This window comes from Halobacillus salinus (genome assembly GCF_004684905.1).
GTDB classification, from domain to species: domain Bacteria; phylum Bacillota; class Bacilli; order Bacillales; family Halobacillaceae; genus Halobacillus; species Halobacillus salinus.
The window spans coordinates 130,827-143,671 of the sequence record NZ_SRJC01000003.1 but is presented as its reverse complement, the minus strand read 5'-3'; the positions used below and the strand labels follow the sequence as shown (position 1 = coordinate 143,671).

The following is a 12,845-nucleotide window of genomic DNA, read 5'->3' as shown; positions in this document are numbered from 1 at the left end:
TGGATGGGGAATACAACTGAACCACGTGTCGTTGTCATTGGCGGCGGCACCGGGATGCCAGTATTATTGCGTGGCTTGAAGCACTTACCGATCCATTTATCAGCAATTGTGACGGTTGCAGATGATGGCGGGAGCTCTGGTCGATTACGGGACGAATTGAGGATCCCAGCACCTGGAGATATCCGTAATGTCGTCGCCGCACTGTCTGATGCTGAGCCTATGCTACTCGAACTGTTCCAACACCGATTCGCTGAAGGAAATGGATTGTCTGGCCACTCCATGGGAAACCTTCTACTAGCAGCCATGTCGTCCATGACCGGTGATTTTTATCGTGGAATCAAAGAAATTTCACACGTGCTGAACGTTCGGGGGTCGATCTACCCGATTGCGAACCACTCCATGAACCTTCATGCAGAGATGGAAGATGGTACGATCGTGACAGGAGAATCATCTATTCCGAAACAGAACAAAAAGATCAAGAGAGTATTTGTAAGTCCGACTCCTGTGCAACCTTTGCCAGAAGCCGTTGACGCAATCAAGTCAGCGGACTTGATCGTGATTTCCCCAGGCAGCCTTTATACGAGTATTTTACCGAATATCATTATACCGGAGATCGGTCAGGCTTTGCGGGAAACGAGCGCCAACGTCACTTATATTTGCAATGTCATGACACAAAACGGTGAGACATCAGGCTATACCGCTGCTGATCACCTGCAGGCGCTATTCGACCATATCGGCAATGACGTCATTCAGTCTGTTGTCGTGCACAATCAACCAATTGAACAGAAGTATAAAAATGCTTACGCTAAAGAACAAGCAGAGCCTGTCGTTTATGATATGGACCGATTGAGATCCATGGGGGTCCAAGTCATAGAAGAAGACATCGTCGATCACAGTCAGGCGATGCTCCGCCATGATACGACGAAACTCGCTCGGCTGCTTCACTCCATGCTTTAGCAGCTATGAAAAGACAAAAGGGGGGTGTACATCTATGTCCTTTGCATCAGAGATAAAGAAAGAATTAACGAACGTTGAGGCTGATACGTGCTGTATGGAATCTGAACTAGCCGCATTGATCCGTATGAATGGAACGTTTTCCTTATCAAACAGGGAATACATTCTGGATGTGCAAACCGAAAATGCAGCCATCGCCAGACGTATTTACATGCTTATCAAGAAACTTTACCCGTACCCTGTTGAGTTACTTGTCCGCAAAAAAATGCGCTTGAAAAAGAATAATGTCTATATCGTTCGGATGTCCGAACAAGCCAAGGTGGTACTTGAAGACCTTGAGATCTTAAAGGGCCCATTATCCATCAATCCGAACATTCCAGAGAAGTATCAGCAAGAAACCTGCTGTAAACGAGCCTATTTACGTGGTGCGTTCCTTGCAGGCGGATCGGTAAACAACCCGGAGACTTCTTCTTACCACTTGGAGATTTATTCTTCTGATAAGGAACACAACGATGCGTTGTGTACGCTTATGAATGAATTCGGTCTCCATGCTAGAACTCTCGAACGTAAGAAAGGGTTCATCACGTATTTGAAGGAAGCGGATAAAATTACGGAACTGATCAGTAATATAGGAGCTCACCAAGCGTTGTTCAAATTCGAGGATGTACGGATTGTCCGTGACATGCGTAATTCCGTCAACCGGCTTGTCAACTGTGAAACCGCGAATTTGAATAAGACGATCGGAGCGGCTTTTCGTCAAGTGGAGAACATCAAATTTATTAGTCGTACAGTCGGCTTAGAGGCCCTTCCAGATAAGCTGAGGGAGATAGCTTCCCTTAGGTTGCAGCATCAGGATGTCTCGCTGAAAGAACTAGGCGAATATGTATCAGGAGCAACCATCAGTAAATCTGGAATCAATCACAGATTACGTAAAATTGATGAATTTGCTGACAAAGTACGTAAAGGTGAAGTTACAGAAAACACTAGAAATTAATGTTCTAACATGTATATTCATGCTATAATGAATTCAATTCAACGCTTTCTTAATCGAAAGCGTTTTTTCTTAAAATTCATTGAATGCGCTTTCGGATAGGGAGTGCTGATACGGAAAGGAGAATGATAGGTGATAGAACGTTCGATTATCGTAGAATTAGAAACCGGGTTGCAAGCTAGACCAGCTGCCCAATTCGTTCAGCAAGCAAACAAATTTTCAGCGGATATTTTTATTGAAAAAGAACAAAAACGTGTCAATGCCAAGAGCATTATGGGGTTGATGAGTCTTGCAATCGGAACAGATGAGGAAATCAAATTGATTGCAGACGGAACGGATGAAGAAGAGGCGCTTCAGTTTTTGAGTGATTATGTAAAAAACTGAATCTATATATGTGAATAAATGAACGTACCGTATAGTCGGTTGTTCTCAAACAATAGCAACCGCTGCCTCGCAGCGGTTTTCTCATGGGATCAGCCGAAAAGGCAAAAGAAAAAACCGCTGCAAGGCAGCGGTTCATCATTGTGCTTATTTATCCGTGTTCTTCTCCATGACTTTGTCGATCAGGCCGTATTCAACAGCTTCATGTGCAGACATGAAATTGTCACGGTCTGTGTCACGCTCGATTACTTCGATCGGTTGACCAGTACGTTCTGAAAGAATCTGATTCAGTTTCTCGCGCATCTGGATGATACGCTTAGCGTGAATTTCAATATCAGAAGCCTGACCTTGTGTACCTCCAAGAGGTTGGTGGATCATAACTTCACTGTTCGGCAGGGCAAAACGTTTGCCTTTCGTACCAGCGTTAAGTAGGAATGCTCCCATAGATGCTGCCATACCTGTGCAGATAGTAGAAACATCTGGCTTAATGAATTGCATTGTATCGAAGATGGCCATTCCTGCTGTGATAGAACCACCTGGTGAGTTGATGTACAAGGAAATGTCTTTCTCCGGATCGTCAGCAGCTAAGAAAAGAAGCTGTGCGACAACGGAGTTTGCAATGTTGTCATCAATCGGACTGCCGAGCATGATGATACGGTCTTTAAGTAGGCGGGAGTAAATATCATAGGCGCGCTCTCCGCGGTTCGTCTGTTCAATTACTGTAGGAACTAAGTTCATAGTTTTTCCTCCTTATCATCAATTGTTATGATGGAATACATTCATCATACAATTATGGTCAGAAAAGGTCAAACAAAAACGGTCGACCCTTTCTTTCATTTTTCCTTATACCATCTTTCCCTTATTTATTTTCGATAAACGTCTCGTTTTGAATTTTTCATTGAAGATCCTATTGCGTTTTTTTGGGGGATTCCGTATAATATGTTGTGCATGTCACTTTGCGCCCGTAGCTCAGTTGGATAGAGCGGTAGATTCCGGTTCTACGTCTGTCGGAGGTTCGAATCCTCTCGGGCGCGCTAAATTAATGGAAAGGCACCCTAACTTGGGTGCCTTTTCTTTTACTTCTTAAAATTATTCTAATATAATGAAAAGTAGGCGTTTCGGTACGATCTTTGCATGTATTACCTCTTATAAATTGAGGAATTACAAAAAGAATCTCCATAAAGTGGTGAAATATTCCGAATATATTGTTACTTGCGAGAAATGTTTATGATATAATGAAGCAAGATGTCTTGTACTTTTCGCTTCTTATGAAAGAAAAGGGGTAATTATGACGAACCTAATCCGATACAAAATGTTGTCGACCGAACAGGTTTCTGAAGACAGAAGGATTCATGTGTTCGATATGCAAGAGCAGCAAAAGCTTTCTTTCAACTATGAATCGTTGAAGCGAACACCGAAAGACTATGCCGGTGAAGAATTAGCAGATTTTCTACAGAAAAGAAAACTCAAGATTGATAACGGTTTCTATGATAATAAAGGGCATGCATCCTGAAGCGTGCTCTTTTTTTGTGTACAATAATACGGAATGGAACTGAAGGAGGGGTTATGTGAATCACGTGACTATATTTTTGAAGAATAATTGTCCACTTTGTGATGAAGTGAAAAGTCTGCTCGATCTATTTATGAAGGATTACGCAATAGTCATGGAAGAAATCGATATCGAGAAGGATGAAAAACTGCTTGAAAAATACTTTCTTGAGGTTCCAGTGATCCGGATTAATGGAGAAGAACTGGATTATCGGTCGATTGATTACTTCTCTATAGAAAACCGTTTACATTAAAAAACAGTAGCATTTGACTTGCGCCGCTTAACCCTCACTGTTAATATTAAAGCTGAAAAAGATATTTTTTTGCTCCAAGCGGGACAGAATATGACTAGCTGGGACATAATCATCCCGGGTAGTTGAAATTCAAATGGAGGAGCTTTTCTCATGCGAGCTTTCATCGACCTACAAAAAAAGTTATTCCCTGATGTGCTAGACGTTATGCAAAGACGTTATCAGCTGCTGTATCACATTTCGATCATGCAGCCAGTCGGACGCAGAGCACTAGCGGAAAATATTGAACTAGCTGAGCGGACGGTCCGCAGTGAAGTTGATTTCCTCAACAAACAAGGAGCCGTCGACGTTACATCAAGAGGCATGCATTTGACCTATGAAGGGCAAAACATACTAGAGCAGTTAGCTGAGTTCATTAAAGAAGTGACAGGGATTAAGGTTTTAGAACAACAATTAAAGGATACATTAAACTTAGACTATGTCGTTGTTGTTCCAGGAGATAGTGATGAACTCCATTGGGTTAAGCAGGAAATGGGACGAGCATGTGTCCAATACTTGAAACAGCATATCTTACCGGATCAGGCCATTGCCATTACAGGCGGAACCACGATGGCAGCCGTCGCCGAGATGATGAGCCCTTTTTCAAACGCTGAACAATGTCTGTTTGTGCCTGCACGTGGCGGACTAGGCGAACGGGTAGAGAATCAGGCGAATACGATTTGTGCCGAAATGGCCAAAAAAGCCCGTGGCGATTACCGTCTATTATATGTACCCGATCCACTCAGTGAAGAATCCTACCAGACGATCATTGAAGAGCCTTCTATCAAAGAAGTGCTCGACATCATTCGCAGCGCCGAAACAGTCATCCATGGTGTCGGAGATGCTATGACGATGGCGGAGCGCCGCAAAACGTCTCAAGAACAGCTTGATGTCATTAAGAATCAAAATGCTGTCGGCGAAGCCTTCGGTTATTATTTTAACCGGGAAGGCGAAGTGGTTCATAAAGTGAGGACGGTAGGACTACAGCTGGAAGATTTGAAGCATGCCAACCATGTCATTGCCGTAGCGGGTGGGAAGTCGAAGGCAGAAGCCATCACTTCTTACTTTCAACCAGGGCAAAGCAATGTCTTAATCACCGATGAAGGTGCAGCACAAGAGTTAATAAAGGGAATTTCCCTTTAAATATATTAAGCCATTCACTCAAGGAGGAATTTTAGCATGACAGTAAGAATTGGAATTAACGGTTTCGGACGTATCGGACGTAATGTGTTCCGTGCTGCTCTGAAAAATGACGAAGTAGAAGTTGTAGCGGTTAACGACCTTACAGACGCAAATATGCTTGCACACCTACTACAATATGACTCTGTACACGGTACTCTTGATGAAGAAGTAACAACAAACGGAGACAACTTGATCGTAGGCGGAAAAGAAATCAAAGTACTTTCTGAAAAAGATCCTGCACAACTAGGCTGGGGAGACCTTGGCGTAGAAATCGTTGTAGAATCTACAGGTCGCTTCACACAACGTGACGATGCGAAGAAACACTTGGATGCAGGCGCTAAGAAAGTTGTTATCTCTGCACCAGCTAAACAAGAAGATCTTACTGTCGTTATGGGTGTTAACGAAGACCAATACGACAAAGATTCTCACCACGTAATCTCTAACGCATCTTGCACAACGAACTGTCTTTCACCTTACGCTAAGGTACTTAACGACAAGTTCGGTCTTAAGCGCGGTATGATGACTACAGTTCACTCTTACACGAACGACCAACAAATCCTTGACCTTCCACACAAGGACTACCGTCGTGCGCGTGCAGCTGCACAAAACATCATCCCAACAACAACTGGTGCTGCACAAGCAGTAGCGAAAGTTCTTCCAGAGCTTGATGGTAAGCTTTCTGGTATGGCTATGCGTGTACCAACAGCAAACGTATCAATCGTTGACCTAGTTGCTGAACTTGATCAAGATGTTACAGCTGAAGAAGTGAACGAAGCACTTCGCGAAGCTGCTGAAGGCGAGCTTAAAGGTATCCTAGGATACAGCGACGAGCCACTTGTATCTACTGACTACAATGGCGATACTCGTTCTTCCATCATCGATGGTCTTTCTACTCTTGCTCTTGAGAAGAACATGGTTAAGATCGTTTCTTGGTATGACAACGAAACTGGTTACTCCAACCGTTGTGTAGACCTTGCTGTTTACCTTAAAAACCAAGGCTTGTAAGAAATAGCTACCAATAATATAAGAAACATGAAGTAAAGGAGGAGGTCTCATGTCCTCCTCCTTTATCCATGTTTTCCGCAATCCTGTGTTTCTTAAGAACGCCTATGTGGAAACGTACATAGGGGCAGGAATTCCTGAACAAATTAAGGAGGTTGCATCCATGAATAAAAAGACAATTCGTGATGTAGAGGTACAAGGGAAAACCGTTTTTTGTCGTGTAGACTTCAACGTCCCAATGAGCGGTGAAGAAGTAACAGATGACACGAGAATTAAAGCAGCCCTACCAACAATTCAACATTTGACTGGTAACGGAGCAAAAGTGATTTTGGCGAGCCACCTGGGCCGTCCTAAAGGGGAAGTTGTCGAAGAGCTACGCCTTGATCCTGTTGCAAACCGTTTAAGTGACCTTCTTGGCCAAACCGTTACGAAGACGGACCAAGTACATGGTTCTGAAGTAGACAAAGCGATTTCTGAAATGGAGAATGGCGATGTTCTACTTATCGAAAACGTTCGTTTCCACCCTGGTGAAGAGAAGAACGATGCAGATCTTGCTAAAGCATTCGCTGATATGGCTGATATGTACGTCAATGATGCTTTCGGTGCTGCACACCGTGCCCATGCATCAACAGCTGGTGTAGCAGAGCATCTTCCTGCTGTAGCCGGGTTCTTGATGGAGAAAGAAATCAATGTACTAAGCAAAGCCCTTAAAGATCCGGAACGCCCGTTCACTGCTATTATCGGTGGAGCGAAAGTTAAGGATAAAATCGGTGTCATTGATAACTTGATCGATAAAGTGGATCACTTGATCATCGGTGGTGGACTTGCTTACACATTCGTAAAAGCACAAGGCCATGAAATCGGTAAATCTTTACTAGAAGAAGACAAGATCGACTTGGCGAAAGAATATATGAAAAAAGCAGAAGACAAAGGCGTGAACTTCCACATGCCGGAAGACGTCATTGTAGCCGATGACTTCTCTGATTCTGCTAATACGCAAGAAGTTGCGATTGACAGCATCCCAGCAGATTGGGAAGCACTTGATATCGGACCGAAAACGCGTGAGAAATACGCACAAATCATCAAGGATTCTAAACTTGTAATCTGGAATGGTCCTATGGGCGTATTTGAGCTTGAGACATTTGCAAACGGAACGAAAGCCGTCGCAAATGCACTATCTGAAACCGAAGGATATACTGTGATCGGTGGAGGGGACTCCGCTGCAGCTGTCGAGAAATTCGGCTACGCAGAAGACATGGATCACGTATCTACAGGTGGAGGTGCTTCACTTGAATTCATGGAAGGTAAAGAACTTCCTGGTGTAGCACTATTGAACGACAAATAAAAAGGAGAGGTGATGAACAATGCGTAAACAAGTAATCGCAGGTAACTGGAAAATGAACAAAAATCATCGTGAAGCAGAAGACTTCATCCAAACAGCTAAAAATGAAGTGCCATCTTCTGATCAAGTGGAATCGGTTATTTGTGCACCGTTCCCGTTTCTACAGAAGCTTGTAGAAGAAACAAAAGGAACTTCGTTGAAAATCGGTGCTCAGAACATGCACTTTGAAGAGAGCGGTGCGTTCACTGGTGAAGTGAGCCCTGTAATGCTGAAAGAGCTTGGCGTTGAGTATGTTGTTCTTGGCCACTCCGAGCGTCGTGAAATCTTCAAAGAGACTGATGAAGAAGTGAACAAGAAAGTCCATGCTGCATTCAAACATGGTTTGACTCCAATCGTTTGTGTAGGTGAATCGCTAGAGCAGCGTGAAGCAAACGAAACGATGACAGTCGTTGAGAACCAAGTGAAAAAAGCGTTTGAAGGCTTAACTGACGAGCAGAGCCAGCAAGTAATCATCGCTTATGAGCCGATCTGGGCGATTGGTACAGGCCGTACGGCTACAGCAGAGCAAGCGAATGAAGTATGCTCTCATATCCGTAAAGCCGTAGCTGACTTTGTTAGTGCTGGAGTAGCGGAAGCTGTACGTATTCAATACGGTGGCTCTGTGAAACCTGCTAACGTAGAAGAGATCGTTGGTCAATCTGACATTGACGGCGCTCTTGTCGGTGGTGCAAGTCTTGAAGCGGATTCTTTCTTAAAACTAGTGGAGGCAGGTAAGCATGAGTAATCAAAACTTAGCTGCACTCATCATCCTTGATGGGTTCGCATTGCGCGATGAAGAGAAAGGGAACGCTGTGAAGCAGGCGAATACGCCGAACTTCGACCGTTACTGGAACCAATTTCCTCACTCCCAGCTTCAAGCTTGTGGAGAGGCTGTCGGACTTCCAGAGGGCCAAATGGGTAACTCGGAAGTAGGGCACTTGAACATTGGTGCAGGTCGTGTCGTTTACCAAAGCTTGACTCGTATCAACCTTTCTGTCCGTGAAGGAGACTTCTTTGAGAACGAAACGTTATTGAACGCAGTCAAAGAAGCGAAAAACAATAATAAAGCACTTCATGTTTTCGGTCTATTATCTGATGGTGGTATTCACAGTCACATTAATCATATGTTTGCCACATTGGAACTAGCGAAAAAAGAAGGACTTGAGGATGTATATATCCACGCCTTCCTAGATGGACGTGACGTTGGCCAACAGTCAGCAAAGACGTACATCAAACAAACGCAAGAGAAAGTGGAAGAGCTTGGTGTAGGTAAGCTAGCTACCTTATCCGGCCGCTTTTATGCGATGGACCGTGACAATCGTTGGGAACGTGTCAAGAAGGCATACGATGCGATTGCACATGGTGAAGGTGTGAAGTACGAAGATCCGATCAAAGCCATCGACGATTCTTACGCTGAGGAAGTGTATGATGAGTTTGTTGAGCCGGTCGTATTGACAGACGACTCCGGTGAGCCGGTCGGTACAGTCAATGATGAGGATTCCGTTATCTTCTTCAACTTCCGTCCAGACCGTGCCATCCAAATGTCTAAAACATTCGCCAATGACGACTTTAATGAATTCGACTTAGGAGATGCTCCTAAGAACCTTCATTTCGTCGGCATGACGCAATACAGTGATGCAGTAAATGCAAGGATTGCTTTCCCACCAAACGACTTGAAGAACACAGTCGGAGAGGTGCTTTCCGATGAAGGAATGAAGCAGCTTCGCATTGCAGAAACTGAAAAGTATCCACACGTTACCTTCTTCATGAGTGGTGGCCGTGAGGATGAATTCGATGGGGAAGAGCGCATCCTGATCGATTCTCCTAAAGTGTCCACTTATGATCAAAAGCCCGAAATGAGTGCTTATGAAGTGACAGATGCTCTTCTAGATGAGCTGGATGCAGATAAACACAATGCGATTATCCTGAACTTCGCTAACCCTGACATGGTCGGTCACTCCGGTATGTTAGAGCCTACGGTCAAAGCGATCGAAGCGGTGGACGAATGCTTAGGAAAAATCGTTGATAAGATTCTAGAAAAAGGCGGCAATGCCATCATTACTGCTGATCACGGAAACTCTGATGAAGTGATCACAGAAGATGGAGATGCGATGACCGCTCACACGACTAATCCAGTTCCCGTTATCGTAACGAAAGAAGGATTAGAGCTACGTGATGGAGGAATCCTTGGAGATCTATCTCCAACATTGCTCGAATTACTAGACGTGAAACAACCGGAAGAAATGACAGGACAGTCATTAATCAAAAAATAAGGGAGAGATATTAATGCCATATATTACTGACGTTTACGCACGTGAAGTCCTTGACTCTCGTGGTAACCCAACAGTTGAAGTTGAAGTTTATACAGAATCTGGAGCATTCGGTACAGCACTTGTACCAAGTGGTGCTTCTACAGGTGAATACGAAGCGGTTGAGCTTCGTGACGGCGACAAAGAACGTTACCTTGGAAAAGGTGTTCAAAACGCTGTAGATAACGTAAATGAAAAAATCGCTCCAAACCTTCTAGGAATGGACGTAACACAGCAAGTAATCATCGACCAAATGATGAGAGAACTTGATGGTACTGAAAACAAAGGTAACCTAGGTGCCAATGCTATCCTTGGTGTATCCATGGCCGTTGCTCACGCAGCAGCAGACGTTGTTGGACAACCACTTTACAAATACCTTGGTGGATTCACAGCAGCGACACTTCCAACACCAATGATGAACATCCTAAACGGTGGAGAGCACGCTGACAACAACGTGGACATTCAAGAATTCATGATCATGCCTGTTGGTGCTCCGACATTCAAAGAAGCACTTCGTATGGGTGCTGAGATCTTCCACTCTCTTAAGAAAGTACTTGGAAACAAAGGCTACAACACTGGTGTAGGTGATGAAGGTGGATTCGCTCCTGACCTTGGTTCAAACGAAGAAGCTCTATCTACAATCATCGAAGCAATCGAAGCAGCTGGTTATAAGCCAGATGAAGAAGTGAAGCTTGCGATGGACGTTGCCTCTTCTGAAATCTATGAAGACGGCAAGTACAACCTTAAAGGTGAAGGCGTAGTCCGTACTTCTGAAGAAATGGTTGACTGGTACGAAGAGCTTGTTAACAAGTACCCAATCATCTCTATTGAAGATGGTCTTGACGAAAACGACTGGGAAGGTACGAAACTTCTTACAGACCGTATCGGCGACCGTGTTCAGCTTGTTGGTGACGACCTATTCGTTACAAACACAGAGAAACTATCCCGCGCAATCGAGCAAGGCGTAGGAAACTCTATCTTGATCAAAGTTAACCAAATCGGTACGCTTACGGAAACATTCGAAGCGATCGAAATGGCGAAGCGCGCTGGTTACACAGCCGTTATCTCTCACCGTTCTGGTGAAACAGAAGACGCTACAATCGCGGACATCGCTGTAGCGACAAACTCTGGTCAAATCAAGACAGGTGCTCCTTCCCGTACAGACCGTGTAGCGAAGTACAACCAGCTTCTTCGTATCGAAGATCAGCTGCTTGGTACAGCGACATACGCTGGCGAGAAAGCATTCTACAACTTGAACAAATAATTCGAAATCTGAGCCTCTCTGATTATTCAGGGAGGCTTTTTTCTATGGTATGATATGGAGTAGAGTTGAGAACAACAGGAGAGAAACTATAGATGAAATCATTGGTTCGACTTATCATTTTGGTAGGCTTTGTCTATGCGTTTTATACTGGGTATAGCATATGGACGTATGGAAATGGCGAAGCTGTACCGGAAGCGGATGCGGCAATTGTATTAGGAGCAGCGCAGTGGAACGGACATCCAAGCCCTGTATTCGAAGGGCGGCTGAAACAAGGGATTGAACTTTATAAAGAGGATATGGTGGACTACCTTGTTTTCACTGGTGGAGCTAGTGAGAATGCCGTATCCTCAGAAGCGAATGTAGGAATGAAATACGCTATTGATAATGGGGTACCTAAAGACGATATCTTAATTGAGGACAAGTCACTCGTAACAAGGGACAACGTCATCAATGCAAAAGAGATTGCAGATGACAGAGGGATTGAATCCTATTTACTTGTAAGTGATCAATTCCATTTGAAGCGAGCAGTGTACCTCGCCAAAAGCCAAGGGATGAGCGTTGAGGGCGTGCCGACGGATTATTCGGCCTATGAGTCTCTAGAGACGAAAATCCCTTTCTTCCTACGCGAATGGGCTGTATTGATGGGACAGCAAGTAACAGATGTTTTTTCTAATTGAGGTGGAATAATGGATCTAGTGCATGCTATTACGAATCGCCGTTCCATACACGAGTTCACAGAGGACGAAGTGCCAAAGGATGTATTGCGGGAGATTTTCTCAAAGGCAGCCTGGGCACCTACTCACCGGATGAAAGAGCCTTGGTTGTTGAATATCTATCAAGGTGAGGGAATAGAACCGTATGTTTCTGCTGTATTATCCAGCTATGAGCGACAGGGATTCTTCGATAATTATAACGAGGAGAAGCAGGAGCGAATGAAAGAGGGCATCAGACAGTTCCTAAAAAACATTCCTCATCATGCTCTGGTTTATATGGAGCGTGATTCCGATCTGATCAAATATGAAGAAGATTATGCGTCTGTCTGTGCCTTTATTCAAAATGCACAGCTCCTATCATGGGAGCGTGGCATTGGAGTTTTGTGGACAACGAGCCCTTATCTTCATGACCCTCAATTTGCAGAGGATATTGGAATAGGTCCTGATACTTATAAGTTGGTTGCAGTTTTACAAATGGGGTATCCGAACCGTGTACCTAAAGCTAAACCAAGAACACCAATCGAAGAGAAAATGACTTTTATTCAAAGTTAGTATTAACAAAAGAAAGAGCCGTGCGTAACGCACGGCTCTTTTCCTATTAGTAAACCTATTTCAACTCATGTTTAGTTTCAACGTCTTGTTCGTGTGCATCTTCCGGTAACGGATCGACCTTGTGTTTATAATCGTATCCTTTCGAAACCGCTGCACCGAACATAGCGGCAATTCCGAGCACAATGGCGACACATACAATCATGATCAGTGTGAACGTCATAAGAACACTTCACTTTCTTGAAAGTATTTCTCCTCACACCATTTATTGTGCCACAATC

General features: G+C 44.1%; 15 protein-coding genes and 1 tRNA gene. 14 read left to right on the top strand and 2 right to left on the bottom strand.

The features are described 5' to 3' along the window. The first annotated feature begins 3 nt into the window (after nt 1-3). From E4663_RS13220 to E4663_RS13210, 3 genes are all read left to right on the top strand, one after another. The gene (locus E4663_RS13220) at nt 4-957 is read left to right on the top strand and encodes a gluconeogenesis factor YvcK family protein (protein WP_079478236.1); all 954 of its coding nucleotides are present in this window, start codon (nt 4-6) and stop codon (nt 955-957) included. Between the two features lie 34 nt (nt 958-991). Continuing rightward, the gene (whiA, locus tag E4663_RS13215) at nt 992-1,948 is read left to right on the top strand and encodes a DNA-binding protein WhiA (protein WP_079478237.1); all 957 of its coding nucleotides are present in this window, start codon (nt 992-994) and stop codon (nt 1,946-1,948) included. A gap of 129 nt (nt 1,949-2,077) precedes the next feature. After that, nucleotides 2,078-2,329, top strand: coding sequence for an HPr family phosphocarrier protein (locus E4663_RS13210; RefSeq protein WP_079478238.1), 252 nt, complete (start codon nt 2,078-2,080; stop codon nt 2,327-2,329). 144 nt (nt 2,330-2,473) lie between these two features. On the opposite strand, the gene clpP is transcribed toward E4663_RS13210, so the two are convergent. Further along, on the bottom strand, nt 2,474-3,064 hold the full coding sequence (clpP, locus tag E4663_RS13205) for an ATP-dependent Clp endopeptidase proteolytic subunit ClpP (protein ID WP_079478239.1): 591 nt from the start codon (nt 3,062-3,064) through the stop codon (nt 2,474-2,476). Nucleotides 3,065-3,284: 220 nt separating this feature from the next. Here clpP and E4663_RS13200 point away from each other — a divergent pair. The 11 genes from E4663_RS13200 to E4663_RS13150 all read left to right on the top strand — a co-directional run bounded on the left by E4663_RS13200 (nt 3,285) and on the right by E4663_RS13150 (nt 12,567). Further along, nucleotides 3,285-3,360 (top strand) — tRNA-Arg (locus E4663_RS13200). 254 nt (nt 3,361-3,614) lie between these two features. Then, nucleotides 3,615-3,839 (top strand): hypothetical protein, encoded by a 225-nt coding sequence (locus tag E4663_RS13195; protein WP_079478240.1) that lies wholly within the window; start codon nt 3,615-3,617, stop codon nt 3,837-3,839. A gap of 55 nt (nt 3,840-3,894) precedes the next feature. After that, entirely contained in the window at nt 3,895-4,128 is a 234-nt protein-coding gene (locus E4663_RS13190; RefSeq protein WP_079478241.1) for a glutaredoxin family protein, read from the top strand. 150 nt (nt 4,129-4,278) lie between these two features. Then, nucleotides 4,279-5,307: a sugar-binding transcriptional regulator gene (locus E4663_RS13185; protein WP_079478242.1), complete on the top strand. Its 1,029-nt coding sequence runs from the start codon at nt 4,279-4,281 to the stop codon at nt 5,305-5,307. Nucleotides 5,308-5,343: 36 nt separating this feature from the next. Further along, nucleotides 5,344-6,351 carry a type I glyceraldehyde-3-phosphate dehydrogenase gene (gene gap / locus E4663_RS13180; RefSeq protein WP_079478243.1) on the top strand — a complete coding sequence of 336 codons (1,008 nt, stop codon included), beginning with the start codon at nt 5,344-5,346 and terminating at the stop codon, nt 6,349-6,351. Nucleotides 6,352-6,511: 160 nt separating this feature from the next. Continuing rightward, on the top strand, nt 6,512-7,693 hold the full coding sequence (locus E4663_RS13175) for a phosphoglycerate kinase (RefSeq protein WP_079478476.1): 1,182 nt from the start codon (nt 6,512-6,514) through the stop codon (nt 7,691-7,693). Nucleotides 7,694-7,712: 19 nt separating this feature from the next. Beyond that, the gene (gene tpiA, locus E4663_RS13170; RefSeq protein WP_079478244.1) at nt 7,713-8,474 is read left to right on the top strand and encodes a triose-phosphate isomerase; all 762 of its coding nucleotides are present in this window, start codon (nt 7,713-7,715) and stop codon (nt 8,472-8,474) included. After that, the gene (gene gpmI, locus E4663_RS13165) at nt 8,467-10,002 is read left to right on the top strand and encodes a 2,3-bisphosphoglycerate-independent phosphoglycerate mutase (RefSeq protein ID WP_135327959.1); all 1,536 of its coding nucleotides are present in this window, start codon (nt 8,467-8,469) and stop codon (nt 10,000-10,002) included. Before tpiA ends, gpmI begins: the two co-directional genes overlap by 8 nt. A gap of 13 nt (nt 10,003-10,015) precedes the next feature. Further along, a complete protein-coding gene (gene eno / locus E4663_RS13160) occupies nt 10,016-11,302 on the top strand; it encodes a phosphopyruvate hydratase (RefSeq protein WP_079478246.1) in 1,287 nt (428 codons plus the stop codon). A gap of 92 nt (nt 11,303-11,394) precedes the next feature. Continuing rightward, nucleotides 11,395-11,979, top strand: a complete 585-nt coding sequence (locus E4663_RS13155; RefSeq protein WP_135327958.1) for a YdcF family protein — start codon at nt 11,395-11,397, stop codon at nt 11,977-11,979. A gap of 9 nt (nt 11,980-11,988) precedes the next feature. After that, the gene (locus E4663_RS13150) at nt 11,989-12,567 is read left to right on the top strand and encodes a nitroreductase family protein (protein ID WP_135327957.1); all 579 of its coding nucleotides are present in this window, start codon (nt 11,989-11,991) and stop codon (nt 12,565-12,567) included. Nucleotides 12,568-12,622: 55 nt separating this feature from the next. On the opposite strand, the gene ytzI is transcribed toward E4663_RS13150, so the two are convergent. Beyond that, nucleotides 12,623-12,787: a YtzI protein gene (gene ytzI / locus E4663_RS13145; RefSeq protein ID WP_079478249.1), complete on the bottom strand. Its 165-nt coding sequence runs from the start codon at nt 12,785-12,787 to the stop codon at nt 12,623-12,625. Nucleotides 12,788-12,845 lie beyond the last annotated feature (58 nt).